The 25,462-nt window shown below is 63.2% G+C and carries 23 protein-coding genes; 20 read left to right on the top strand and 3 right to left on the bottom strand.

Features of this window, described 5'->3' with window-relative positions; genetic code table 11:
• Positions 1-341: 341 nt before the first annotated feature.
• Together C7G61_RS10755 and C7G61_RS10750 are read left to right on the top strand one after the other, a co-directional pair.
• The gene (locus C7G61_RS10755) at positions 342-1,274 is read left to right on the top strand and encodes an N-carbamoyl-D-amino-acid hydrolase (RefSeq protein WP_108514024.1); all 933 of its coding nucleotides are present in this window, start codon (positions 342-344) and stop codon (positions 1,272-1,274) included.
• A complete protein-coding gene (locus C7G61_RS10750; protein WP_108514023.1) occupies positions 1,275-1,934 on the top strand; it encodes a flavin reductase family protein in 660 nt (219 codons plus the stop codon).
• On the opposite strand, the gene C7G61_RS10745 is transcribed toward C7G61_RS10750, so the two are convergent.
• Positions 1,928-2,590 (bottom strand): aspartate/glutamate racemase family protein, encoded by a 663-nt coding sequence (locus C7G61_RS10745; protein ID WP_028349681.1) that lies wholly within the window; start codon positions 2,588-2,590, stop codon positions 1,928-1,930. The two genes, C7G61_RS10750 and C7G61_RS10745, sit on opposite strands and share 7 nt — an antisense overlap.
• Positions 2,591-2,810: 220 nt before the next feature.
• Here C7G61_RS10745 and hydA point away from each other — a divergent pair, with 220 nt between their 5' ends.
• The 8 genes from hydA (at position 2,811) to nikE (ending at position 12,794) form a co-directional block, all read left to right on the top strand.
• Entirely contained in the window at positions 2,811-4,280 is a 1,470-nt protein-coding gene (gene hydA / locus C7G61_RS10740; RefSeq protein ID WP_108514022.1) for a dihydropyrimidinase, read from the top strand.
• Positions 4,281-4,311: 31 nt separating this feature from the next.
• Entirely contained in the window at positions 4,312-5,289 is a 978-nt protein-coding gene (locus C7G61_RS10735) for an NAD-dependent epimerase/dehydratase family protein (RefSeq protein ID WP_108514021.1), read from the top strand.
• Position 5,290: 1 nt separating this feature from the next.
• On the top strand, positions 5,291-6,052 hold the full coding sequence (locus C7G61_RS10730) for an SDR family oxidoreductase (RefSeq protein ID WP_108514020.1): 762 nt from the start codon (positions 5,291-5,293) through the stop codon (positions 6,050-6,052).
• Positions 6,049-7,485 carry an NAD(P)-binding domain-containing protein gene (locus tag C7G61_RS10725; RefSeq protein WP_108514019.1) on the top strand — a complete coding sequence of 479 codons (1,437 nt, stop codon included), beginning with the start codon at positions 6,049-6,051 and terminating at the stop codon, positions 7,483-7,485. Before C7G61_RS10730 ends, C7G61_RS10725 begins: the two co-directional genes overlap by 4 nt.
• Positions 7,486-7,623: 138 nt before the next feature.
• Positions 7,624-9,240, top strand: a complete 1,617-nt coding sequence (locus tag C7G61_RS10720; RefSeq protein WP_108514018.1) for an ABC transporter substrate-binding protein — start codon at positions 7,624-7,626, stop codon at positions 9,238-9,240.
• 13 nt (positions 9,241-9,253) lie between these two features.
• Positions 9,254-10,285, top strand: a complete 1,032-nt coding sequence (locus C7G61_RS10715) for an ABC transporter permease (protein WP_108514017.1) — start codon at positions 9,254-9,256, stop codon at positions 10,283-10,285.
• Positions 10,282-11,130, top strand: coding sequence for an ABC transporter permease (locus C7G61_RS10710; RefSeq protein WP_108514016.1), 849 nt, complete (start codon positions 10,282-10,284; stop codon positions 11,128-11,130). The genes C7G61_RS10715 and C7G61_RS10710 overlap by 4 nt, the downstream gene beginning before the upstream one ends.
• Positions 11,127-12,794: a nickel ABC transporter ATP-binding protein NikE gene (gene nikE, locus C7G61_RS10705; RefSeq protein ID WP_108514015.1), complete on the top strand. Its 1,668-nt coding sequence runs from the start codon at positions 11,127-11,129 to the stop codon at positions 12,792-12,794. The genes C7G61_RS10710 and nikE overlap by 4 nt, the downstream gene beginning before the upstream one ends.
• Positions 12,795-12,947: 153 nt before the next feature.
• Here nikE and C7G61_RS10700 read toward each other — a convergent pair whose 3' ends face one another.
• The gene (locus C7G61_RS10700; RefSeq protein ID WP_244608239.1) at positions 12,948-13,442 is read right to left on the bottom strand and encodes a MarR family winged helix-turn-helix transcriptional regulator; all 495 of its coding nucleotides are present in this window, start codon (positions 13,440-13,442) and stop codon (positions 12,948-12,950) included.
• A gap of 166 nt (positions 13,443-13,608) precedes the next feature.
• Here C7G61_RS10700 and C7G61_RS10695 point away from each other — a divergent pair, with 166 nt between their 5' ends.
• The 10 genes from C7G61_RS10695 (at position 13,609) to C7G61_RS10650 (ending at position 24,396) form a co-directional block, all read left to right on the top strand.
• Positions 13,609-14,886 (top strand): amidohydrolase/deacetylase family metallohydrolase, encoded by a 1,278-nt coding sequence (locus C7G61_RS10695; protein WP_108514014.1) that lies wholly within the window; start codon positions 13,609-13,611, stop codon positions 14,884-14,886.
• Between the two features lie 130 nt (positions 14,887-15,016).
• Positions 15,017-17,308: a xanthine dehydrogenase family protein molybdopterin-binding subunit gene (locus C7G61_RS10690; protein WP_244608251.1), complete on the top strand. Its 2,292-nt coding sequence runs from the start codon at positions 15,017-15,019 to the stop codon at positions 17,306-17,308.
• On the top strand, positions 17,305-18,141 hold the full coding sequence (locus tag C7G61_RS10685; protein WP_108514013.1) for an FAD binding domain-containing protein: 837 nt from the start codon (positions 17,305-17,307) through the stop codon (positions 18,139-18,141). Before C7G61_RS10690 ends, C7G61_RS10685 begins: the two co-directional genes overlap by 4 nt.
• Complete coding sequence (locus C7G61_RS10680; protein WP_108514012.1) at positions 18,138-19,334, top strand: xanthine dehydrogenase family Fe-S subunit; 1,197 nt, start codon at positions 18,138-18,140, stop codon at positions 19,332-19,334. The genes C7G61_RS10685 and C7G61_RS10680 overlap by 4 nt, the downstream gene beginning before the upstream one ends.
• A gap of 80 nt (positions 19,335-19,414) precedes the next feature.
• On the top strand, positions 19,415-20,569 hold the full coding sequence (locus C7G61_RS10675; RefSeq protein WP_108514011.1) for an ABC transporter substrate-binding protein: 1,155 nt from the start codon (positions 19,415-19,417) through the stop codon (positions 20,567-20,569).
• A gap of 71 nt (positions 20,570-20,640) precedes the next feature.
• Positions 20,641-21,513, top strand: a complete 873-nt coding sequence (locus C7G61_RS10670) for a branched-chain amino acid ABC transporter permease (protein ID WP_190241755.1) — start codon at positions 20,641-20,643, stop codon at positions 21,511-21,513.
• Complete coding sequence (locus tag C7G61_RS10665) at positions 21,510-22,556, top strand: branched-chain amino acid ABC transporter permease (protein ID WP_108514010.1); 1,047 nt, start codon at positions 21,510-21,512, stop codon at positions 22,554-22,556. The genes C7G61_RS10670 and C7G61_RS10665 overlap by 4 nt, the downstream gene beginning before the upstream one ends.
• Positions 22,556-23,338 (top strand): ABC transporter ATP-binding protein, encoded by a 783-nt coding sequence (locus C7G61_RS10660; protein ID WP_190241754.1) that lies wholly within the window; start codon positions 22,556-22,558, stop codon positions 23,336-23,338. The genes C7G61_RS10665 and C7G61_RS10660 overlap by 1 nt, the downstream gene beginning before the upstream one ends.
• Positions 23,331-24,035, top strand: coding sequence for an ABC transporter ATP-binding protein (locus tag C7G61_RS10655; protein WP_190241753.1), 705 nt, complete (start codon positions 23,331-23,333; stop codon positions 24,033-24,035). Before C7G61_RS10660 ends, C7G61_RS10655 begins: the two co-directional genes overlap by 8 nt.
• Complete coding sequence (locus tag C7G61_RS10650; protein ID WP_244608238.1) at positions 24,025-24,396, top strand: Rieske (2Fe-2S) protein; 372 nt, start codon at positions 24,025-24,027, stop codon at positions 24,394-24,396. The genes C7G61_RS10655 and C7G61_RS10650 overlap by 11 nt, the downstream gene beginning before the upstream one ends.
• Here C7G61_RS10650 and C7G61_RS10645 read toward each other — a convergent pair.
• Positions 24,393-25,259, bottom strand: a complete 867-nt coding sequence (locus C7G61_RS10645; protein ID WP_108514008.1) for an alpha/beta hydrolase — start codon at positions 25,257-25,259, stop codon at positions 24,393-24,395. The two genes, C7G61_RS10650 and C7G61_RS10645, sit on opposite strands and share 4 nt — an antisense overlap.
• Between the last annotated feature and the right edge of the window lie 203 nt (positions 25,260-25,462).

The raw sequence follows: 25,462 nt of genomic DNA, 5'->3' as shown, positions 1-25,462 counted from the left end.
GCGGCCGGTTCTTGCGCCCGCGGGTCATCGGCTAAAAACGAGATCGGGAATCGGGACTATTCGTCGTGTGCTTGACGTGCGGGATCAAGCACGTTCGCACGGCCCGAACGACAACCTGTCGTTTCGTTGAGCGATCGTCGTCGCATCAAAACTGCCGCTCGCGGTGACAAGCAGAAACGCAGAACTGGCGTGCGTCACGCGGACTGTCTCTGGAATTGACTTCGCGTGAACCAAAACTTTAACTGCCGACGTCGATCGAGCCGGAAAAGATTCCGAGCTCCGCGGACTGCTTCATTTTCATGCAAGCGCCGCCTTAAATGGAAGCATCCAGAAAGTTGTCCATGCGCGTCATCAACGTTGCCGCCGCCCAGTTGGGCCCAATCCAGAAAGCGGAAAGCCGCGAAGCCGTCGTCAAGCGCATGATCGCGCTGATGGACGAAGCCAAGGCGAAGGGCGCCGATCTGATCGTCTATCCGGAGCTCGCGCTCACCACGTTCTTTCCGCGCTGGTACATGGAGGATCGGGCCGAGGTCGACACCTGGTTCGAGCGCGAGATGCCGAATGCGGCGACAAGGCCTTTGTTTGAGCGGGCCGCCCACCACGGGATGGCAATGAATTTTGGCTATGCCGAACTGACGCCGGACGGGCATTATTTCAACACCTGCATCCTCACCGACAAATCCGCGAAAATTGTCGGCAAGTACCGCAAGGTTCATCTGCCCGGCCATTCGGAATTCGACACGAAACGCGCGTTCCAGCATCTGGAGAAGCGCTACTTCGAGCCGGGCGATCTCGGCTTCAACGTCTGGCGCGCGCTCGGCGGCATCTTCGGCATGGCGGTCTGCAACGACCGGCGCTGGCCGGAGACCTATCGCGTGATGGGCCTGCAAGGCGTCGAGATGGTGCTGATCGGCTACAACACGCCATCGGTCAATGCCGAGAAGATCGAGGAGGGGCCAGAGAAGCGGCTGTTCCACAACCGGCTCTCCGCGCAGGCCGGCGCCTACCAGAACTCGACCTGGGTCGTAAGCGTCGCCAAGGCCGGCGTTGAGGACGGCCACCCCTTGATCGGCGGCAGCCTGATCGTCGATCCGGACGGCGAGATCGTTGTCGAGGCCAGGACCGAAGAGGACGAGCTGCTGGTTCACCCCTGCGATCTCGACGCCACCATCTTCGGCAAGAACACGATCTTCAATTTCGCGCTGCACCGCCGCATTGAGCATTACGGCCTGATCACCAGTCGCACCGGCGCGGTGTCGCCTCCGGAAAACTAGATGTCCGGTATCTCCTTCCGCGAACTTGCCCCCCACGACCGGTACAAGCTGCTGTGTGGGGTCGTGGTGCCGCGGCCGATCGCGCTGGTCACGACGCTCGACGAGAACGGCAGCGTCAACGCGGCTCCGTTCAGCTTCTTCAACGTCTTCTCCGAAGATCCGCCGTTGGTGGTGCTCGGCCTGCAGCACAAGGCGGATTTCAGCCCAAAGGACACCACGCGCAACATCCACCGCAGCGGTCAGTTCGTCGTGCATTTGGTGGACGAGGCGCTGGCCACAACCATGAACGACTGCGCGATCGACTTTCCCTCCGGTGACAGCGAAGTAGAGGCGACGGGGCTAAAGACATTGCCGTCGATCGATATCGCGGTGCCGCGATTGGCCGCGGCGCCTTTCGCGCTCGAATGCCGGCAGCATGTCGCGCTCGCTTTCGGGCCCGGCCGTGAGCTTCTCGTCGGTGAGGTGCTGCGCCTGCACGCGCGTGAGGGCCTGATCGACCAGGAAAAGATGTATGTCGATTTCGATGCCTACCAGCCGATCGGCCGCTTGTTCGGCAATCTCTACGCCGCCCAGCGCGATACCTTTACGCTGGCGCGCGAAAGCCACGCGCAATGGCTGTCGCGCAACGGAGCGGCCGAAACGTCCGACCAAAATCAGTGATGCGAGAACTGCACGGTGCCCAGTGCCATGGTCACAGCCGCCTGGGTCGGGTCGATCACGGGAATCCCGAGCGCCTGCTCCAGCGGCCGGCGATGACGCGCCATGCCGGCACAGCCCATCACGATGGCGCCGGATCCGTCTTCGTCCTTGAGCGCGCGTCCAACCTCGATCATCTTCGCGAGCGTTCCTTCGCCCGACGCGGTCTCCGCCACGCTCATGTTGAGCGGCCGTTCTCTGGTCAGGCGATCCATCAGACCCATCTGCCTGAGGTAACGGACATGGCGGCGGATCGAACGCTGCGCGATCGCAATGACGCCGAAGGTTTCAGCGCGCGCGAGCGCCGTCAGCACGCCGCATTCGGCGATGCCGAACACGGGCCGATCGGTGGCTTCTCGGCAGACGTGCAGGCCCGGATCGCTGTAGCAGGCGATGACAAAGGCGGCCGAATGGTTGTCACCTTCGACGAGGCGGCGCAGCGGCATCGCCACGCCATCGACGTCGGCCTGGCTTTCGATCCCGTAGGGGCCTTCAGTCAGCGTCTCGCAGACAATCTCCGGTCCGCCTTCAAAGCCAAGCGGCTTCAAGGCTTGCTCCAGCCCTTGTGTGACGAGCTGGTTGGAGTTGGGATTGATGACGAGAATGCGTGGCCGGGACATGGTATTTTCCTGCGGGATGATGCGTCGGTTGATACCGCGAGACCGGCGCGCAACAAGACGACAATGGAGGCAATGACCATGCCATCCAGTGATGCATGGTCCACTGTCTGCCGCGAAAGCGCAAGGGAGGGTGACGGCACGATCTGTGCTTTTATCCGGTGAATGCAAGACTTGGAATTCAAGACTTAGGATTCAGGACTCAATAGTTGGAGAGTTTGCCATGACCGAGCCGGCCTACGACCTTCTCATTCGCGGCGGACGCGTCGCAACCGCAAGCGACGTATTCGAGGCCGACGTCGCCATTTCCGGTGAAACGATCGTCGCCGTCGGCCGCGGGCTGCCGGGCGCGCGGCGGGAGATCGACGCGCGGGGCAAGCTGGTGCTGCCCGGCGGTGTCGACAGCCACGCCCATATCGAACAGCTTTCGGCTGCGGGCATCGTGAACGCCGACACGTTCGAGAGCGCGACCGTCTCGGCAGCCTTCGGCGGCACCACCACCGTGATTCCGTTTGCGGCCCAGCATGTCGGCATGAAACTGCCCCAGGTGCTGGAGGAGTATCACGCGCTCGCGAGAAAGGGCGCCGTGATCGACTATGCCTTTCACATGATCATCGCCGATCCGACCAGGGAAACGTTGGAAAATGATTTGCCGGCGCTGATCAAGCAGGGCCATGGCTCGATCAAGATCTTCATGACCTATGATCGCCTGAAGATCGACGACGAACCGCTGCTCGACATTCTGCTTGCGGCGCGCGACGGCGGCGCGATGCTGTGTGCGCATGCCGAGAACCACGGGATTATCTCCTGGATGGTGAAGCGGCTGCTGGCGCGCGGCTATACCGATCCAAAATATCACGCCATCAGCCACGCCCGCGTCTCGGAAGCGGAGGCCTTCAACCGGCTGATCGGCATGGCCGCGCTGATCGACCAGCCGATCATGATTTTTCACGTCTCAACGGCGGAAGGCGCCAAGGTGATCCGCGATGCGCGCGGGCAGGGACTGAAGGTGTTCGCGGAGACCTGCCCGCAGTATCTTTTTCTTACCGCCGATGATCTCGACAAGCCCGGCGTGGATGGGGCGAAATGGATGTGTAGCCCGCCGCCGCGGCGCGCCGCCGACCAGGAAGCGCTGTGGCAGGCGCTTGCGCTCGGTGATCTCCAGACTGTTTCATCCGATCACGCGCCGTACCGGTTCGATGAGACTGGCAAACTGCGCGCCGGCCCCAATCCCAATTTCAAGCAAGTAGCGAACGGCCTGCCCGGGCTAGAGGTACGGTTGCCGCTGCTGTTCGACGCCATGGTGTCCGGCGGCCGCCTAGGGCTCGAAAAGTTCGTCGAACTGACCGCGACTGCGCCGGCGAAGATCTACAATCTGCATCCGCGCAAGGGCTCGATCGCGGTTGGCGCCGATGCTGACATCGCGATCTGGGACCCGCAGCGAGAGGTCACGCTGAGCGACGCCATGATGCATGATCTGGCGGGCTATACGCCCTTCGCCGGCCGCAAGCTGCGGGGCTGGCCGGTTACGGTGCTGTCGCGCGGGCGCGTCATCGTGGCAGACGGCAAACGGTCGGTCGAAGCAGGCTCGGGCCGCTTCCTTCCGCGCGCAGGAGGCGAGGCGGCGAAACCGACCGGGCGCCTGATGCCGGACATGGATCCCGAGCAGAATTTCGGCGCGACCCTGCTGTGATCCATCCGCCGCGACGTGTTCGGATTGAGCGATGAGAATCCTTGTCTTCGGCGGCACCGGTTTCGTCGGACTCAATATCGCTTCGGCACTGCTGTCACGCGGTCACGCGGTCACAGTGTTCGACCGCGCCGGCTTGCCGCCTGACGCAAAGAAGGATTTTACCTCTCACGGCAATCGACTGACGGCTATCCAGGGCGACGTCACGGATAGTCAAGCCGTGGAGGGCGTGATCGCCGCGGGTTATGACGCCATCATTCTGGGGGCCGCGATCACCGCCGGACCGGCACGCGAGGCGAGCGATCCCGAGACCATTTTGCGGGTAAACCTGCTGGCTCAGACGCCGATCCTGATCGCGGCGCGAAGCAGCGGTGCTAAACGCATCATCAATCTGTCGTCCGCGGCAGCTTACGGCGCGAGCGCATTCCGGAACGTGCTGCTCGATGAAGAAACTCCCTGCGATCCGGCCTCACTCTATGCCATCACCAAATTCGCTTCCGAGAAGGTCGCGGCGCGCCTGGCCGGGCTCTGGCAACAGGAGATCATCAGCGTGCGGCTGAGCGCTGTGTTCGGGCCGTGGGAGCGAAGCAACGACGTGCGCGACACGCCGAGCCCGCAAGTGCAGATTCTGGCCGCGATGCAAGAGGGATATGAGGCCGTTCTATCGCGTCCGGGCGTCAGGGACTGGATCTATGCCGTGGATGTCGCGGAAGCGGTGACATTGCTGATCGAGGCTGCGAGGCCAAAGCATCAGCTCTACAACATTTCAACCGGCATGGAATGGTCGGCGTTGCAATGGGGCCGGGAGCTTGCCGCGTTGCACCCGGGCTTCATTTGTCGGCTGACGGATGCCGGTGAGGTGGCAACGGTCGACCTGCATAGTCCGGCCGACCGGGCGCCGCTGTCGGTCGCGCGCATGGAAGAGGAGTTCGGCTGGCGCGCGCGGTTCGGCTGCGCTGACTCGGTTGCCGATCTGAGCCGTTGGTGGACCGGGCATCGAGGGGAAATTTGACATGAGACTGGCAGGGCGGACCGCGATTGTGACCGGCGCCGGCTCCGGCATCGGCCGGGCCAGCGCAGTGCTTTTTGCGAACGAAGGCGCCTTTGTTGCGCTGGTCGATCGCGATCGCGCGGGCTTGCAGGAGACGCTGGCGGCGATCGAGGGCGCGAAAGGCGAAGCATCGCTGCATGTCGGCGATGTCGGCGAGGCCGATTTCGCGAAGGATACCGTGGCCGATGTTATGGCGCGGCGTGGCCGGTTGGATGTGCTGATGGCCGCCGCAGGGTTTTCCTGCGGGGGCACGGTGCTGACCACCGACCCCGCCGATTGGGATGCGGTGTTCCGTACCAACGTCGGCGGCACCTGGCTTTGGTCGCGTGCGGCGGTGCCCGAGATGCAGCGGCAGGGCAGCGGCTCGATCATCACGCTCGCATCGCAGCTCGCGATCGCCGGCGGTAAGGGCAACAGCGCCTATATCGCTGCGAAGGGGGCGATCATCAGCCTGACCCGGACAATGGCGCTCGATTTCGCCACGGACGGCATCCGCGTCAATGCGATTGCGCCGGGCGCCATCGACACACCGATGCTGCGGCGCAGTTTTGCCCGTCACGCCGATCCCGAGCCGGTGCGCGAAGCGTCGCGCAACCGCCACGCCATGAAACGGTTTGGAAGGGCCGAGGAGGTGGCCGAGTCCGCGCTGCATCTTGCCAGCGATGCGTCATCCTTTACGACCGGCACCGTGATGGTGGTCGATGGCGGTTGGCTCGCGGCATGAACAGCGCCCTTATCGCTCTCGAAGCCCAGGTTCGCGCCGATCTTGCCAAGACCGCGCATCCGAATGCCGCGTGGCTTACGCCAAAACTCGGGCCGGACGACAGGCCGGCGCTGGACGTGCTCGTGGTGGGCGCTGGACAGTCGGGGCTCGCGACGGCGTTCGGGTTGATGCGCTCGCAAGTAAGCAACATCCTCGTGCTCGACAAATCCGAGGAGGGAAACGAAGGGCCATGGCTGACCTATGCCCGGATGCACACGCTGCGCAGTCCGAAGCATTTCACCGGGCCTGATCTTGATATCCCGAGCCTGACCTACCAGTCCTGGCACGAGGTGCGCTTCGGCGAGCAGGATTGGCGGAATCTCGACCTGATTTCGCGCGAGCTTTGGGCGGAATATCTGCTCTGGTTCAGGCGCGTCTTGGATCTGCCGGTGCGCAATGGTTGCGAGGTCATCGATATCGCGCCGGCGGCCGGTGGATTGCTCGCGGCGAAGGTACAGACCGCTGTTGGCATCGACATTGTCTTTGCGCGCAAGATCGTGCTGGCGACGGGGCAGGAAGGCATGGGCGACTGGACCGTCCCGGAGCCGCTGCGCCATCTGCCGTCGCAGCTTTGCGCGCACGCGGCGCAGCCGATCGACTTCGCGTCATTGCGCGGCAAGCGGGTTGCGGTGATCGGTGCCGGCGCCTCGGCCTTCGACAATGCCGCCGCAGCATTGGAAGCAGGCGCGGCCGGGGTGGATCTGTTCTGCCGCAGGGCGGAGATCCAGGTGATCCAGCCCTACCGTTGGCTCACCTTCCGTGGCTTCCTTCGGCATTTCTGCGATCTGGATGATGCCTGGCGCTGGCGCTTCATGCGCGCCGTTCTGGAGATGCGCGAGGGTTTCCCGCAGGCGACCTACGATCGTTGTGCCCGCCATCCCAATTTTCGCCTGCAGGAGGGCGCGCCGATCGGCGCCGCCAGGGAAACCGCTCATGGCGTCGAATTGCAGACGCCACGGGGCGAGTTCGCAGCCGACTTCGTGATTTGCGGCACCGGGATCGACATGAATTTTGCAGGCCGGCCCGAGCTGCGAAACTGCGCTGCCAACATCGCGACCTGGGCCGACCGCTACCAGCCGCCGCCGGACGAGCGCAGTCCGCGCCTCGGACGCTTTCCCTATCTCGCTGACGACTACGCGCTGATGGAGCGCGCCGCCGGCGAAACACCCTGGATTGCGGACATCCATGTCTTCGCGATTGCCTCCACCATGAGCTTCGGCGCTTCGGGCTCATCGATCAATGCGATGACCACGGCGGTGCCGAAACTCATGCATGGGTTGACACGCGGCCTGTTTCGCGCGGACATCGAGCGGCACTGGGCTTCGTTCAGGGCATATGACGTTCCACAGGCCGTCGTCGCGCGGCGAACACCGGTTGCAGGCGAGGAACGGTGAACGTTTTCGATGTCGCTGAGAAGCTTGGCTCATACCTACCATGCTTGTTTCTCCGGCGGTGTCCGGTTGGCATATCCCTTGCTTTAAGTTGATGTTCTCATTCAGAAAATAAACTCGGAAAAACAGGGAATAAGTTCGATGAGCGTTACAGGATCCAAGCGTCTGCTTACGGTGGTTGCCTCCATCGCGTTCTCACTGGCGGCTGGATCGGTGCAGGCGCAAACACGTTCTGAAACGTTGCGCTACGTGACCGGAGCATCCGTCAATACGCTCGACCCGAATATCCCGGGGTCGACCCGCGAAGCTTTTGCGGTGAGCCTGAGCACCTACGACCGGCTGGTTTCCTTCGGCCGCAAACAACTCAACGGCAAATGGGTGTTTGATCTCGGCAAGATCACAGGCGAGCTTGCGGAATCCTACGAAGTCAGCCCGGACGGGTTGAAGATGACATTTCGCCTGCGCAAGGACGCCAAGTTCCAGGACGGCACGCCGGTGACGGCGGAAGACGTCAAATGGTCGCTTGACCGGGTCGTCACGGCGCCGGTCCTCGGCAAGGCGCAATTGCTCACGGGATCGATGACATCGGCCGACCAGTTCAAGGTGATCGATCCCCTGACCATCGAGGTGACGCTGCCGAAGCCGGACAAGCTTGCGCTTCCCAATCTCGCCACCGTCTATCCCATCATCTTCAACTCCAAGGTCGCCAAGGCCCATGCGACGGCGGACGATCCCTGGGCATTGGCATGGTTGAAGGAGAACACGGCCGGCAGCGGGGCTTACAAGATCGAGACCTTCAAGCCGGGTGAACAGGTCATCATGGCGCGCAACGAGGCCTGGAATCGCGGTACGCCCGATAAGTCGGCGTTCTTCAAGCGCGTCATCGTGCAGTCGGTGCCGGAGCCGGCGACACGCGCCAATCTGGTCGAACGCGGTGACGCCGATATCGTCGTCGACCTGCAGGCAAGTGATGTCCAGTCGCTCGAGGCAAAGGGCAAGCTGAAGGTGATCTCGACGCCACAGTACAATTCCGTCACCTTCGTTTCGATGAACAACCAGATCCCGCCCTTCGACAACGTCAATGTGCGTCGCGCCATCGCCTTTGCATTGCCCTACGACGACATGTTCAAGGCGGCGCTGTTCGGCCGCGGGTCGCCGCTGTTCGGCGCAACATGGGCGGAAGGCAAGCCCACGAGCGGCGCCTATCCGATCGCGCAGCCGGTCAAGCTCGACCTCGAGAAGGCCAAGGAATACCTGAAGGCGGCAGGCATGCCCGACGGCTTCTCGACCACGTTCAGCTTCAATGTCGGCCAGGCCTCGACCGCCGAGCCGATGGCTGCCCTGGTGAAGGAATCGCTCGCCAAGATCGGCATCAAGATCGATATCCAGAAGCTGCCGGACGCGCAGATGTCGACGCAGATCAATGAGAAGAAGCTTCCCTTCTTCACCGAGGGCATCGTCGCCTGGCTGCCGTCGACCGACTATTTCTACCGCAACTTCTACACCGGTAATCAGCGTTGGAATTACTCATCGATCAACAATCCGGAACTGGCGGAGATCGCGCAGAAGGCCCGTTTCGAACCCGATGCCGCCAAGTATGAGGAAGACGGTAAAAAGCTGAACGCCATCCATTTCAGCGAAATACCGCAGATACCGCTCTGGCAGCCCAGCCAGGACGCCGTGATGGCGTCCTCGGTCGAAGGCTACACCTACCAGTTCCACCGCCAGGTCGATTACCGCGATCTCAATCGCAAGTAACGGGGTAGGTCAGATGGCGGCGTTTGGAGCAACGGTGATACGGGCGGGCAGGCGCTTCCTGTCCTCGCTGCCGGCGCTCTTTGGCGTGCTCGTCTTCACCTTCCTCTTGATGCGGGTGCTGCCGGGCGATCCGGCGGTGTTTTTTGCTTCCGGGCCCAATGCCGGCAAGGAGGAGATCGAGGTTATCCGCAAGCAGATGGGGCTCAACAAGCCGGTGCCGGAACAACTGATGCTGTATCTGTATGATGTCGGCAGCGGGAATCTCGGAAGATCGATGATGACCGGGCAGTTGGTCACCAAAGATCTCCGCGAGCGGCTGCCGGCCTCGCTGGAGCTCACCTTCACGGCGCTGCTGATCGCGTTGCTGTCGGCGGTGCCGCTCGGTGTGCTGGCCGCCCTGAGGCCGGGCTCCGTCATCGATCACGGCGTGCGGTTTTTCTGCGCGCTCGGCGTCTGCGTGCCGACGTTCGTTTCGGGCCTGTTGCTGATCTATGTCTTCTATTACTTGCTCGGGCTCGCGCCTGATCCGACCGGCCGGGTCGATATCTTTGCGTCACTGCCGCCAAGGCGGACCGGTTTCCTGCTGATCGACTTCCTGCTCGCAGGCGATTTCGATGGATGGTGGGCCGCTTTCAGGCAACTGATTTTGCCGGCGCTGAGCATGGCGCTGTTCGTGGTGGCACCGCTGGCGCGCATCACGCGGGCCTCGATGCTGGTCTCGCTGGGCAGTGATTTCGTGCGCACCGCGCGTTCCGTGGGGCTTCCGTGGTGGCGGGTCGTCGTTACCTATGCGTTGCGCAACGCCATCCTGCCGGTCATCACTATCGCAGGCATCGTGTTCTCGACCATGCTCGGCGCCAATGTCCTGGTGGAGAAGGTGTTCTCCTGGCCGGGCGTCGCTTCCTACGCGCTCGACGCGCTGCTTTCTTCCGATTATGCGCCGGTACAGGGGTTTGTGCTGCTGATGGCGACCGTGTTCGTGATCGTCAATCTGCTGGTGGATATTCTTTATGGCATCGCCGATCCGCGGGTGACAATCGGATGACCAGTGCGACGCTTCGCCATGCCGGCTGGATTTTGCGCGGCAACCCGCTCACCGCTGTTGCCGCTGCCGGCGTCTTCCTGCTCGCGCTGATCGCCATTTTCGGGCCGTGGATCGTGCCGTACGATCCGATCGTCTCGAACGTGTCGCAGGCCCTGATGCCGCCGAGCGCGGCGCACATCGCCGGCACCGATCAACTCGGCCGCGACGTGTTCAGCCGCCTTATCGTCGCGGCCCGGCTCGATCTCGCCATTGCCCTCTCGGCGGTCGGAATCTCCTTTGCCATCGGCGCCGTCATCGGCGCGATCTGCGGCTATACCGGTGGCCGTCTCGATCGCGGCGTCGGTCGCTTCGTCGACGTCGTGATGGCCTTTCCGCTGTTCGTGCTGGCAATGGCGATGGTCGCCGCACTCGGTAATCGGGTCGAGAATATCGTCATCGCGACCGCCATTATCAATCTGCCGTTCTACATCCGCTTTGCGCGGGCGGAGGTGAATGTCCGTCGCAATGTCGGCTGGGTCGAAGCGGCGCGCGCCTGCGGCGACAGCCACCTTTCGGTCGTGCTGCGCTTCCTGCTGCCGAACGTGCTGCCGGCTATGGCGGTGCAAATATCGCTCAATCTCGGCTGGGCGATCCTCAATGCTGCCGGACTTTCCTTTATCGGCCTCGGCGTCAAACCGCCGACACCGGAATGGGGCATCATGGTTGCGGAAGGCGCGCGCTTCATTTCCACCGGCAAATGGTGGCTGGTCGCCTTTCCAGGCCTGGCGCTGATGCTGACGGTGCTGTGTTTCAATCTCCTCGGCGACGGGGTGCGCGATATTCTCGACCCCCGCATGCGAACATGACCCCATCGCTGCTGGCATTGAGCGACCTGCACGTCACCTTCTCGACGCGGCGAGGCCTTGTCGAGGCGGTACGTGGCGTCACGCTGTCGCTCGGCGAGGGCGAGATGCTCGGTCTCGTCGGCGAGAGCGGCTCGGGCAAGTCCGTCACCGGTTTTGCGATCACGCGGCTGCTTGATACGGCCGGGCGGATCACGGCCGGCAATATCCGGTTTCGCGGACAGGACATCACGAAGATATCGGGCGGTGATTTCCGCCATCTGCACGGCGCGGCGATGGCGATGATCTTCCAGAACCCGCGTGCGGCGCTCAATCCGATCCGTGCCGTCGGGGACCAGATCGCCGATGCGATTACGGCCCATAAACGAATGCCCCGGGATGAAGCGCGCGCGCAGGCGCTGGAGCTGCTGCGTGCCGTACAAATTCGCGATCCCGAAAAGCGGATGGCCGCTTACCCGCACGAACTCTCCGGCGGCATGTGCCAGCGCGTGATGATCGCCATGGCGATTTCCTGTAACCCGGCGCTCTTGATCGCCGACGAGCCGACCACCGGCCTCGACGTCACGACGCAAAAGGTCGTGATGGACCTTCTGACCGGGATTGCGGCCGAGCGCGGCATGGCGACCATCCTGATCACCCATGACCTCGGTCTCGCCGCCCGTTACTGTCGCCGCGTCGTGGTGATGGAGCAGGGCCGGTTGGTCGAGGAGGCCGAGCCGAAGGCTCTCTTTCACGCGCCACAGCACCCTTACTCCAAACGTCTGGTGGCGGCTTCGCCCACCGCGAGTTCGCGGATCGCGGACCTGGTGCCGGAAGAGGAGAGGGGGCGGCAAATTGCGGTGCCCGTCGTGCCCCGGGCGCTGCCGGCGCCGGGTACACCGCCGCTGCTGGAAGTGCAGAAACTCGCCAAGCGGTTCGATGAGGGTGCCGCGGCGGTGGCAGACTTTTCCATGACGATCAGCGCCGGCGAGAGCGTCGGTCTGGTCGGCGAATCCGGTTCCGGCAAGAGCACGACGTCGCGCATCATCTGCCGGCTGATCGATCCGAGCGAGGGGGAGATCGCGTTCGAGGGACAGTCGATCGGCCATATCCCGGCCCGCGATTTTCACCGATCGCCGTTCCGCAAGGATATCCAGATCGTCTTTCAGGATCCGAATGACAGCCTCAATCCGCGGTTCACTGCCTTTGACTGCATCGCCCATCCGCTGCTGCGGCTCGGCGGCATGCGCGCAGGTGACGCCTTGCGGCAGCGGGTGGAGGAGTGCGCGCAGCGCGTCGGACTGGGAATCGAATTGCTGACGCGCTTCCCGCATCAACTCTCGGGCGGCCAGAAGGCCCGCGTCGGCATCGCCCGCGCCATCGCCTGCCGTCCGCGCCTCTTGGTGCTGGACGAGCCGACAGCCGCGCTCGACGTCTCGGTGCAGGCGGTCGTGTTGCAACTGCTCGACCGGTTGCGGCGTGAGGATGACCTGGCCTTCCTCTTTGTCAGCCACGATCTCAACGTCGTTCGCATGATGTGCGATCGCACCATCGTTCTGCAAAACGGCCGCATCGTCGAACAGGGCGAAAGCCGGGCGATGTTCGACAATCCGAAAACCGCCTACACACGCGAGCTGGTCGAAGCCGTGCCGAATATCGAGCCAAAATTAGCTGCGTTCGCAACCTGATATCATTGACGGGCGCGACGGCTGCAATGAGCCGCTTGCGCTCGATCGGTTGCAGTGGCTTTCCGCTGCGTCCAATGGAAGCCAGCGCCAAGTTTCGAATGATTACAAATTATGCAGTCCGAGTTAAAAAGGCGGCAGATGGCACCGTGCTGCTCAATCGAATAGGGCAGTAGCGCTGTCGCGATTGGAGTGCGCCGCGACGATGCGCTGCATCATGTCGACGAATGCGGCTTGCTCCCTTTCACTTAAATTATCGAGCGTGGCGCGGTGCGCGGACCGCGCCGAGGCTTCGATCTTTGCCAGAAGCGCCGCTCCCGCCGGCGTCAATTTACAGAGCCGCGCGCGGCGGTCCTCGTCATCTACGGCTCTCTCGACGAAATTGCGGGCGGCCAGTCGCTTGAGCGCTCCGGTCGTCGTCGTCCTGTCCAGTGCGATATCGGCCGCCAATGTGGTCTGATCGGCGGTTTTTCGCACTGCGAGCGCCGAAAGCAGGCTGTATTGCAGTGGCGTGATCTCGAATTCGCCGCACGCTTCCTGGAACAGCGCGACATGGATCTGATGCAGCCGCCGGATCAGAAATCCCGGCCGTTGTGACAGCGGCCAGGGGCGGTGCTTCGTCTCGCCGCGACGCTTTTTTGCCTTCCGCAATGCACTCTCCCAGCCTCGGAACATCAGCGCGAATAGCTCGATTCGATCGACTTCGCCACGGCTGGATCATGGCATGAAGTTTGCTCTTGTAAAATACGAAGTATGCTTCGTATTCTGATGCGCGCGGTGACCAACTCCGCCGGCGAGGACACAGAGGAGATCTTTCATGGCTATCAGCGCAACCTTCGACCAGCTTCTGCGCGGCGGCCGCGTGATCTGCCCGGCCTCCGGCATCGATGGGATCAGGGACGTCGCCATTCGCAACGGCAAGATCGCCGCCGTGCAACAGGACATCCTGCCGACCAGCGCCAAAGAGGTCATCGACGTGACCGGCAAGCTGGTATTGCCCGGACTCATCGATACGCACGCGCATGTCTATCAGTATGTCACCGGCCGCTTCGGCATGAATGCCGACATGGTGGGCGTTCAGTCCGGTGTGACGACGTTGGTCGATCAGGGTGGTCCGTCCTGCATGACGCTGCCCGGCTTTCGGCATTTCGTCGCCGAGCCCGCGAAGTCGCGCGTTTATGCCTTCCTGTCGGCTTACCTTGTGGGCGGGCTCGAGGGCCATTATTATCCGCAACTCTATAGTCCCGAAGGTGTCGATATCGATGCCACGGTGAAGGCAGCGACGGCCAATCTCGACATTGTTCGCGGCATCAAGGCCCATGCGGAGATCGGCGGCTTCGCGCGTTGGGGCATTCGCGTCATCGAAATGGCGGCCGAGATCGGACGCCGCGCCGATCTGCCGGTCTATGTGCATTTCGGTCAGCTTTGGGGCCTGCCCGAAAGCGGCACCAATGGCGAAGATGTCGACACTATCCTGGAGCGCGTGATCCCCTTGCTGCGGGAGGGCGACGTGCTGGCGCATCCGTTCACGCGCCATCCTGGCGGCTTCGTCAACCGCGAAGGTGAAGTGCATCCCGTGATTCAGGCGGCGCTCGATCGCGGCCTGAAGGTCGACGTCGGTCACGGCAGCCATTTCTCCTATCGTCTCGCGAAGAAGGCGCTCGCCGCCGGCATCGTTCCCACCACGCTCGGCGCGGACATTCACGGTTACAACACCCACGTGCCTGCGCCTGCCGGCACGCCGGAGCAGCACGAGGACGACGAGAACCATCCCTTCGCCGGCCAGGCCAAGTTCAGCCTCGTTCAGGCCATGAGCTCGATGATGGCGCTCGGCCTCACGCTCGAACAGGTCGTGCCGATGGTCACCTCCAATCCAGCCAGGATGCTCGGCCGTGCTGAAGAAATCGGCGCCCTCAGGATTGGCAGCGACGCCGACGTCTCTGTGATCGGAGAGCGAACCGGACGATTTGTTCTTCGCGACAACGAGAACAATGAAGTCGTCGCCGAGCGCCTGCTGCAGCCCGCGTTCTGTCTGCGCGCCGGCACGCGATACGACGCGGTGGCGCCAATTCTGCCGCAGGCCGTTGCGGCGTAGGGAGGTCAGCGTCAGTTCGATCGGGGAGAACGTCACCGTGCGCAATGAGCGCGAGTTTCCTTCAGCAGGCGGACCGGGCGCCGGACAAGGCGTCGGCGCGCGCCTGCCGCGAAAGGAAGACGATCGGCTGATGCGCGGCCGCGGTCAGTTCGTGGCCGATATTCGCCTCGCCGGGCTGCAGGACGTCGCTTTTGTGCGCAGCCCTTTGGCGCATGCGCTGATCCGCGGCATCCATGTGCCCGAGCGCTATCGCGCCAACGTCTTTACCGCGGCGGATCTGGCCGGCGTCAATCCGATCCGTGCGGTATCTGGGCTGCCGGGATTCAAGATTTCCGAGCAACCGGTGCTTGCCACCGGCAAGGTTCGCCAGGTCGGCGAACTCGTCGCCATGTGCGTGGCGCCGACGCGTGCCGAAGCCGAGGACATTGCGGCGGCGGTGACGCTCGATCTCGAAGAGCTTCCTGCCGTCCATGACATGCTGAGAGCGCGGGAGCCGGGTTCGGCTCTGGTGCACGAGCATTGGGGCGATAATGTTTTTCTCGAAACCAATTTCGAGGTCGACATCTCCAGGGCGTTCGATGCGCCGATCAAGGTGTCGCGAGAAATATCGACCGCGCGGCAGTGCATGTCGCCGCTCGAAGGGCGTGGTGTGGTCGCGACCTTCGATTACCGTCTCGATCAGCTCACGCTCTATTCCTCGGCCCAGATGCCGCACATCACGCGCAGCGGGCTTGCCGAGTGCCTCGGCATGGAGCAGGGCCGAATCCGCATTGTTTCGCCTGACGTCGGCGGCGGCTTCGGACACAAGGGCATCCTGCTGCCGGAAGAAGTCTGCCTTTCCTGGCTGACGATGCATCGCGGCCATCCGGTGCGCTGGACCGAGGATCGCCGCGAGCATCTCACCGCCAGCTCCAATTGCCGCGAGCACCACTACAAGATCACCGTCTATGCCGATCGCGACGGACGGCTGCGGGGCATCGACTGCGAAGCGACCGTCGATTCCGGCGCTTACTCGTCCTATCCGTTCTCGGCGTGCCTCGAGGCGGCGCAGGTCGCCAGCATTCTGCCAGGACCTTATTTGATGCCGGCCTATCGCTGCCGGACGTTTTCGGTCGCCACCAACAAGTGTCCGATCCTGCCTTATCGCGGCGTAGCGCGCACCGGCGTCTGTTTTGCACTTGAATTGATGCTCGATCTGGTCGCGGCGGAGGCGGGGCTGGAGCCGGGCGAGGTCCGCCTGCGCAATCTAGTGCAGCCCGAGCAGATGCCGTTCGACAACATCACCAACAAGCACTTCGACAGCGGCAATTATCCGGAGGCGATGCGGCGCGCTCTGGCGTCCGTCGACGTCGATGGCGTGCGTGCGCGTCAGCGCAAGGGCGAAGCAGACGGGCGACGGATCGGCGTCGGCGTCTCGATCTATTGCGAGCAGGCCGCCCATGGCACGTCGGTCTACTCCGGCTGGGGCATTCCGATGGTGCCCGGTCACGAACAGGCCTCCGCACGGCTGACGCCGGACGGCGGCCTTGAACTCCGCGTCGGCGTGCATTCGCACGGGCAGGGCATGGAGACGACGCTGGCGCAGGTCGCCCACGAGATGCTGGGCGTCGACGTCGCCAAGGTGCGCATCATCCTCGGCGACACAGCGATGACGCCGTATTCGACCGGCACCTGGGGCTCGCGTTCGATGGTGATGGCGGGCGGCGCGGTTGCAACAGCATGCCGCGAGCTGGGTGAGCGCGCCAGACGCATCGGTGCCAAGCTGTTGCAGCACGATCCGGCCGCAGTGGTGCTGCAGAACGGCGAAGTGCGCGGCGTCAACGGCAGCGTCGCCTTGAAGGAAATCGCGCACACTTGGTATCGCCGGCCGCAGGATCTGCCTGCTGACGTCGATCCCGGTGGGCTGGAGGTCACGGCAGGCTACAAGCCGCAGCGCGATACCGGAACCTTCAGCTATGCCGCCCATGCCGCGGTCGTTGCGGTCGATGCGGATCTCGGAGAGGTCGAAATCCTCGATTACGTTATCGTCGAAGACGGCGGTGTTCTCGTCAATCCGATGGTGGTGGACGGCCAGATCTATGGCGGCCTGGCCCAGGGCATCGGGACCGCGCTGTACGAGGAGATGCCGTTCGATGCGTCCGGCCAGCCGCTGGCGACGACGCTTGCCGACTATCTGCTGCCCGGACCCACCGAAGTGCCGGCGCCGCGTCTCGATCACATGGAGACGCCGTCTCCCTATACCCAGTTCGGCGTGAAGGGCATCGGCGAGGGCGGCGCCATCGCGCCGCCGGCCGCGATTGCCAACGCCGTCAACGACGCGCTGCGGCCGCTTGGCGTGGAGCTGATGCAGTCGCCGATTACGCCATTTCGCGTCGTCGAGGCGGTTCTGGCCGCGCGCGACGCAGAAAGGCCGGCGGCATGAAACCGGCGCCTTTCGGCTACCAACGTCCACGCGACCTGCAGGCGGCGCTTGCCGTGCTCGGCGAGGCCAAAACTTCCGCCAAGATCATGGCCGGCGGCCAGTCGCTTGGTCCCATGCTCAATCTGCGGCTGGTGGAGCCGCAGTTGATCGTCGACATCACCGGTCTTGCCGAGCTCAAGCAGGTTGAGCGTCGCGGCGACGAACTCGTGCTCGGGGCCTGTGTTACCCACGCCGATATCGAGGACGGACGCATTCCCGACGTCACGCGCGGCGCCATGCAGCGCGTGGCTGCTAATATCGCCTACCGCGCCGTGCGCAATCGTGGCACGGTTGGCGGATCGCTCAGCCACGCCGATCCCGCGGCAGACTGGGTATCGGCGCTGTCGGCGCTGGGAGCACGATTGACGCTGCGAAGCCGCGCGGGTGCGCGCATGGTGGCGATGGAGGATTTCATCGTCGGCGCGCTCGAATCTGCGCTGCGCGATGGCGAGATCGTCGAGACCATTCACGTCCCGGCGATGCCGGCATCGGCGCATTGGGGCTACGCCAAGAGTTGTCGCAAGACAGGCGAATTCGCGCATGCGATCGGGGCGATCCTGATCGATCCGAGCGCCGCATCGGCCCGCGTCGTGATCGGCGCGATCGATTCCGCGCCGATCGTCATAACCAACGCTGCAGAGCTGTTTGGCGGACGCATTGCCGGCGACTACAAGGATCGCTTCGACGTGCGTGTAGCTGACGTCCTCCTGGCAAAGGCCGGCGTATCGAGCGCGGCGCATCGGCATATTCATGTGAGCGTGCTCAAGCGCGCGGTCAGTGAGGCCGCCGCATGAGCATGATCGCACTCACCGTAAATCGGCGCGCCGTGCAGGTATCGGCGGAGCCGCGCACCAATCTCGCGGATTTTGTCCGTGAAAAACTCGACCTGACCGGTACGCATCTCGGTTGCGAACACGGCGTCTGCGGGGCATGCACGGTGCTGCTCGACGGCGTCCCGGCGCGCTCGTGCATCACCTATGCGGTGGCCTGCGAGGGAGCTGAGGTCACCACGATCGAAGGGCTCGACGACGACAGCGTTACGACAGAACTTCGGGCGGCCTTCACCCGCGAGCATGCATTGCAATGCGGCTACTGCACGCCGGGAATGCTGGTTTCGGCGCGTGATCTTGTGCTGCGCCTGCCGCAAGCCGACGAGCGCCTGATCCGTGTCGGATTGAGCGGCAATCTGTGCCGGTGCACCGGCTATGTCGGTATCGTGCGTGCGGTCAAGTCTGTGATCGAAGCGCGGCGCGCCCGCGATATCGCGCCGATGCCGGACGGAGGGCGAAAGATCCTGGGTCCCGTCGGCTCAGATCGAAGCGACGCAGACCGGACCGAACGCATGCGGCCGGTCGAAAGCGAACCAACGTCGCCGGAGGCGGTCGGTTCGGTCGCCTCGATTCCGGATTTCACCCCCGCCACCGTCCTGGAGCAGCAGTTCAGCGTCGCGCACCCGCCCGAGCAAGTGTTTGCGATGTTCGACGACATCGCGGCCGTCGCGGCATGCCTTCCCGGCGCGTCGTTGACGGCGCCGCCGAAGCCGGAGTGCGTCGAGGGCGCCATCCGTGTCAGGATTGGCCCGATCGCCGCGACGTTCCAGGGCGCCGCGCGCGTCGAGCGAAGCCCCACCGATATGTCCGGCCGCATCGTCGGCATCGGCAACGACCGGCGCAGCCGGTCTTCGACGCAGGGCGAAATCCGCTATCGGCTGGTGCCGATCGAGCAGGGGACGCGTGTCGATCTTTCTATCGGATACACGCTGACGGGCATGCTGGCGCAGGTCGGGAGGCCGGGGCTGGTGCGTGACCTCGCGGCGCGATTGATCTCGGAGTTCGCCGGCAATCTCGATCGTCGGCTGTCGGGTGCGTCACCGGGCGACGCCACAGCGGTCGAACTGAATGGAATGGCGCTTGCTTTCGGCCTTTTGCGCGCGCGGCTCGCGAGTTGGGTCGGTCGTTTCTTGTCCAAAAAGGGTGGAGCGACGTGATGGATCGGATTTTCCGCGCGATGCGGAAACGACGAAGTTTGAACTGCGGACAGATGAACAGCGTGAGATTGGAGAACCAAATGACACGGACTTTCAGAATTGTTCCGGCTATTGCGCTGGCGGCTGCCTTGCTGGGTGGTGCGGCCGAGGCTCAGACCATCAAGATCGGCGTGAACGAGCCCCTTACGGGCGCGTTCGCCGCTTCCGGCACCTACGTCGTCAACGGCGCCAAGATCGCTGCCGATGAGATCAACGCAAAGGGTGGCATTCTCGGCAAGAAACTCGAACTCGTGATCGAGGACAACAAGAGCAATCCGACGGAGGCGGCCGCCGTCGCCGAAAAGCTGATCACGAGCGACAAGGTGCCGGTGCTGATGGGGGCGTGGGGTTCGAGCCTGACGCTTGCCGTGATGCCCAAGCTGATGGAATACGAAGTCCCGATGGTGGTCGAGACCTCCTCGTCGGGCAAGATCACCACGACCGGCAATCCCTACATCTTCCGCATCTCGCCGCCGTCGGCGATCGAGGCTGCGGCGTTCAAGGGGATCGTCGACAAGCTTGAATTAAAGAAGGTCGATTTCCTGATCATCAATAACGATTGGGGGCGCGGCACCGCTGAGGATTTCAGCAAGATGATGAAGGAAAAGGGGATTGCGGTCGGGACCGTGGAGACCATGGATCAGGGCGCCCAGGATATGAGTGCGCAGCTTTCCAAGCTGAAGGGGACCGATTCCGAAACCATCATCGTGACTACGGCGGTGGACCAGCTCACGTTGATCTTCAAGCAGGCGGCAGCCCTGGGCCTCAAGAAGCGCATCATCACCACCGGGGGCTCGCAGAATCCGGACCAGATCATCGCGCAGGCGGGGGCCGCCGCCAACGGCACCATGCACCTGACGACCTTCCTGCCCTGGTTCCCCGACAAGACGCCGAACCCGGAGGCGACCAACTACTTCATCGCCGAATGGAAGAAGCGCGGCTTCGACTTTGCCGGCTGCACCGAGAGTTTTCGTGGCTATGACGGCATTCGCACCGCGGCAGCCGCGATCGAGAAGGCGGGCAAAGCGGAGCCTGCAGCGATCAAGGCGGCGCTGTGGGACATCAAGATCAAGGGCCTGAACGGCGACATCGTGTTCCGCAAATCCGGCCCCGAAGGCAAGGAGAGCGGTCAGAGCCAGCCCAATGTCTATCTGATCGAAATCACCGACGGCAAGATCGGCATGAAGACGCTCTGACGTCACGTTACTGATGGCGAGGTCGCGGCGAGCCGCGGACCTCGCCGGCATCAGGATATCTGGGAGCCACCTTGAGCGAATTTCTGCAACATCTGATCAACATGCTGGTGCTCGGCGGCACCTACGCGCTGCTGGGGATCGGGCTGACGCTGATCTTCGGCATCATGAACGTCGTGAACTTCACGCATGGGGTGCTGTATACGTTCGGCGCCTACATCATGTTCATCGTGGTGCATCAGCTCGGAGTTAACTTCTTTCTGGCGTTGCCGCTCGCCGTTGTCGCCGGCTGGCTACTTGGCGCGGCGATCGAGCTGACCTTGCTGCGGCCGCTGCGCGGCTCCGATATCGACACGACCATGCTGGTCATGATCGGCGCCTGGATCGCGATGCAGTCCGGCGCTCTGTGGATCTGGGGCGGCGTGGCGAAATCGGTGACGGCGCCGTTCCCCGAGGCGCCGCTGGTGCTGGGCCCGGTCTCGGTGTCCTGGTTGCGGCTGTTCGTGCTCGCCGCGGCGGCGATGCTGATCGTCGTCACCTATCTCCTGATCAACAGAACAAAACTCGGCTGCGCGATGCGGGCGACGTTCCAGGATCAGGACACCGCCTCGCTGATGGGCGTCAACGTCGATCTGATCTACACCTCGACGTTTGCGATCGGTTCGAGCCTTGCAGCCGCGGCGGGGGCGCTGCTTGGTCCGGTCTACGTCATTTTCCCGCAAATGGGCGATCTCGCCGCCGTCAAGGCATTCGCGATCGTGATCCTCGGCGGGCTCGGCAATATCACCGGCGCGGTCATTGGCGGCTTCATTCTGGCATTGGCGGAGGAACTGGGCGCCGGCTATGTTTCATCGGGATACCGCGACGCCATGGGCTTTTTGATCATTATCGCGGTTCTGATCTTCAAGCCGACCGGACTTTTCGCGCGCTCGGAGCGCGTCGGATGAAGTCAGCGGTCGCCATTCTCGCGGTCGTCGCGTTTGCATCGGTGCCGCTGTGGCTGCGCGATCCGTATCTCATGAACGCGCTGATCACGACCGGGATCTTTATCATCGGCGCGATGAGCCTCAATCTTCTGCTTGGGTTCACCGGCCAGCTCAGCCTCGGTCATATCGCATTCTTCGGCATTGGCGCCTATGTCAGCGCATTGACGTCGCTTGGCTTCGACGCCGGCTTGCCGTTCGGATTCCGCATCGTTCACGAGCCCTGGCCGCCGATCGTCGGTTTTGCACTGGCAATCTTCGTCGCTGGATTGTGCGGATATCTCGTTGGGCTGCTGTCGTTTCGTGTGCGCGGCGCCTATTTCGTGATCGTGACGATTTCCTTTGCCGAAGTGGTCCGCCTGGTGGCGCTGAATTGGGTCGAGCTGACGCAGGGTCCGCTGGCGCTGACCAACATTCCCTCGATTACGATCGGATTGCCGGGTCTCGGAGATCTGACGCTGCGCACCAAGCTGCAGAACTACTATCTCGTGCTTGCCGTCGCGGTTGTCACCTATCTGCTGATCTCGCGTCTGGTCCATTCGCATTTCGGCCGTGCCATGCGCGGGCTGATGGAAAACGAAACGTTGGCGGTATCGGTCGGCATCGACGTGACAAAGACGCTCACGCTGGCAGCGGTGATCTCGGCAGGGATCGCAGGCGCGGCCGGCAGCCTCTACGCACACTATATCCGCATCATCGATCCCGAAGTATTCGCCTTCATCAATACCGTGACGATGGTGATCATGGTCATCACCGGCGGCAAGGGGTCGCTCGCCGGTCCTGTGGTCGGTGGCATGATCTTCGGACTGCTGCCGGTATTCCTGCGCCCGATCATGGCGCCGGAGGCGCAATGGATCGCCTATGGCGGCGTGCTGATCGTCATCCTGTTCGTATTGCCGCGCGGGATCGTGCCATCGCTGGCGCAACGGTTTGCGAAACCGAGGAAACGGATCGAAACGGTTGCCCCGGTCGCTTTCTCCGAACGTGACGCCAAGGAGCATGCGTGATGACAGCTCCAGCGACAGCATTGAGGGTAGAAAAGGTTGCCGTGCACTTCGGGGGACTCGTTGCGCTCTCGGACATGAACTTTACGGTCGGCGAGGGCGAGATCGTCAGCCTGATCGGGCCTAACGGCGCCGGCAAGACGACGGCATTCAACGTCGTTACCGGCTTCCTGGATCCAACCCATGGCGCCGTGAGCTATCGCGGGACGGCGCTCAATGGATTGAAGCCGCATCAGATCGCTGGCCTGGGGCTGATCCGCACCTTCCAGCGCACCAGCGTGTTTCCGAACGACACCGTTTACGACAATCTGCTGGTCGGGCTGCATCGCCAGGGCAGGGTGAGCCTGCTCGAGGCCATTCTGGGCCTGCCGCGCGCCCGGTCGTCGCAGCGGCGTTTGCGCGAACGGGCCAGCGAGCTCGTCGAATGGGTTGGCCTCGAACGCCGCGCCCACGATCTTGCGGGATCACTGTCCTACGGCGAGCAGCGACTTGTCGGCGTGGCGCTGGCGCTGGCAGCGGAGCCGTCGATGCTGCTGCTCGACGAGCCGGTCTCCGGCATGAACGCTTCGGAAACGCACACCTTCGTGCAATTGGTCCGCAACATCCGCGACCGCGGCGTCACCATCCTGCTTGTCGAGCACGACATGCCGATGGTGATGAGCGTCTCGGATCGCATAGTGGTGCTGAACTACGGCCGGATCATTGCCGAGGGCTCGCCGGACGTGATCCGGAACGACCCGGCCGTCATCGAGGCCTATCTCGGGCAGGGAGCGACACGTGCTTGAGATCCGCGACATGGTGTGTGGCTATGGCGGCGTCACGGCGTTGCGCGGCATTTCGCTGGAGGTCAAGGCCGGGCAGCTCGTCGCCCTGATCGGCGCCAACGGCGCCGGCAAAAGCACCACGTTGCGCGCGATCTCCGGGCTGGTCGCGCCGCGTTCCGGATCAATGCTGTTCGAGGGCAAGGACATTGCGGGCGCCAGGCCGCCGCGCGTCGTGGCCAGCGGGATCGCGCATTGTCCGGAAGGACGGCGGGTATTTCCACACATGACGGTCGAGGAAAATCTCGACATGGGTGCCTATCTACGCACCAAATCCGCGGAGATATCGGAGGACCGCGCTCGGATCTACGCCGAGTTTCCACGCCTTGCCGAACGGAGAAAACAGGCTGCCGGCACCTTGTCGGGCGGCGAGCAACAAATGCTGGCGATCGGTCGGGCCCTGATGTCGCGCCCTCGCTTGATCATGTTCGACGAGCCTTCCCTTGGGCTCGCGCCCAACATCGTCGAGCGAACCTTTGCGATCATCCGCGGCATCCGCGATGCCGGGACGACGGTACTGCTGGTGGAGCAGAACGCGTTTGCGGCGCTCGATATGTGCGACTACGCCTATCTGCTGGAAGGCGGCCGCATCGTTCTGTCCGGGCCGGGCGCCGATATGATTGAGAACGAGCACGTGCGGAAGGCCTATCTTGGCGGATGAGCGGCCCGAAACGGCGGCGTTGTCAGGCGACGGGCAATGGATGCCGGTCTGCGGGCTTAGCCAGCTGATTTCGCAAACAATCGTCTGCGTCCGCGTGACCGGCGTCGATTTGATCCTGATCTGGAGCGAAGGACGCGTGGTCGCCTGCGAACGGATCTGCCCGCACGAACAGGCGGACCTCAGTCTCGGACACTTGTCGGGAGGACGCTTGTTCTGTCCCCGTCACGCGGCTTCGTTCGATCTCCGTAATGGCCGGATTTCCTACGGCTGGCCGAGCCGGCCGTTGCGGCTATACCCGGTCCGCATCAGTGACGATCAGATCTGGATCGATGCTGCAGCGATCAAGTCGCCGGCGACCTAGCCGACGAGCTTCCGGGCGATTTCGACAAGCGCGCCGTCAGGCCGCCGCAGTTCGCTGAGGATACTGAAATGGTCCGCGCCTTCGATCGGGAAAAGCTTGCCCGGTGCGTGCGCGGCCACGCGCGCTTCGTGAAGCTTGATTGAATCGAAAACCAGCGCCGGAAGTTCGGCCGTGCCGTAGGCGATGTCGAGCCGCTTGTGGACGGCGGGCAGGCGAAGCGGCGAAAGTCGTGCGATTTCCTGGTCGGTCAGCTTCAGCGCGTTGTTGAGCCCCGTGTCGCGGATGGGTGCAAGATCATACACGCCGGAAATCGCCAGGCCCGCGGTGACGCGCGGATGATCGAGCGCCATTGCGACGAGGTGAGCGCCCGCCGACCAGCCCGAGAGCACGACGGGCCCGGAGATGCCGTATGACGCGCCGTTTTGGGTCAGCCAATCGAGTGACCGGGATATCTCTGTCACGATCTCCGTCAGTGACGTGTCCGGGGCCAGCGAATATCCGGGAATGGCAACCGACCAGCCATGGGCCGCGACGCCTTCGACCAGCATGGCAAACAACTCGCGCGAATTGCGCTGCCAGTAACCGCCGTGCAGGAACACCAGGCAGGGGGCTGTCTTGTCGGCGGCTGGATAGAGATCGATCTTCGTCTTTTCGCGGTCGCCATACGGCATATCCAGAAATGATTTGCGGCTGGCGCGCAGCGCTTCGGACATTTGGTTTCTTTCCGCGATCAGCGCTGCGCTATTCTTTACCGCCGCATTGTTATCATATGCAGCGTCGCGCTCCGCTTGGGAAAGCGTGGCCCAGTTCAGTCGGGGATCGAGCGGTCCATTTTTCGTCGCCGAGATATCAGTCACGCACATCACTCCTGCAGAAACAAAGCGTTCGTTGTCATTCAAGTCGCCAAGCGACGACCACCAGTATATTGGCACTGCCAATCCCCGCAATCGAAAGAAGAACGAACGACCAAGAGCGCCTCCAGGTCTTCGAATAGTTGTGGGCACACGGTAGTCGGGGGAGCTTGCCGCCGGTCGTTCTCCCAAAGTAAAGATCAAATTGTAGATCG

Source organism: Bradyrhizobium algeriense, assembly GCF_003062295.1.
In the GTDB taxonomy this organism is placed as follows: domain Bacteria; phylum Pseudomonadota; class Alphaproteobacteria; order Rhizobiales; family Xanthobacteraceae; genus Bradyrhizobium; species Bradyrhizobium algeriense.
The sequence above is the reverse complement of the archived record's forward strand: the minus strand, read 5'-3'. Positions and strand labels throughout refer to the sequence as shown.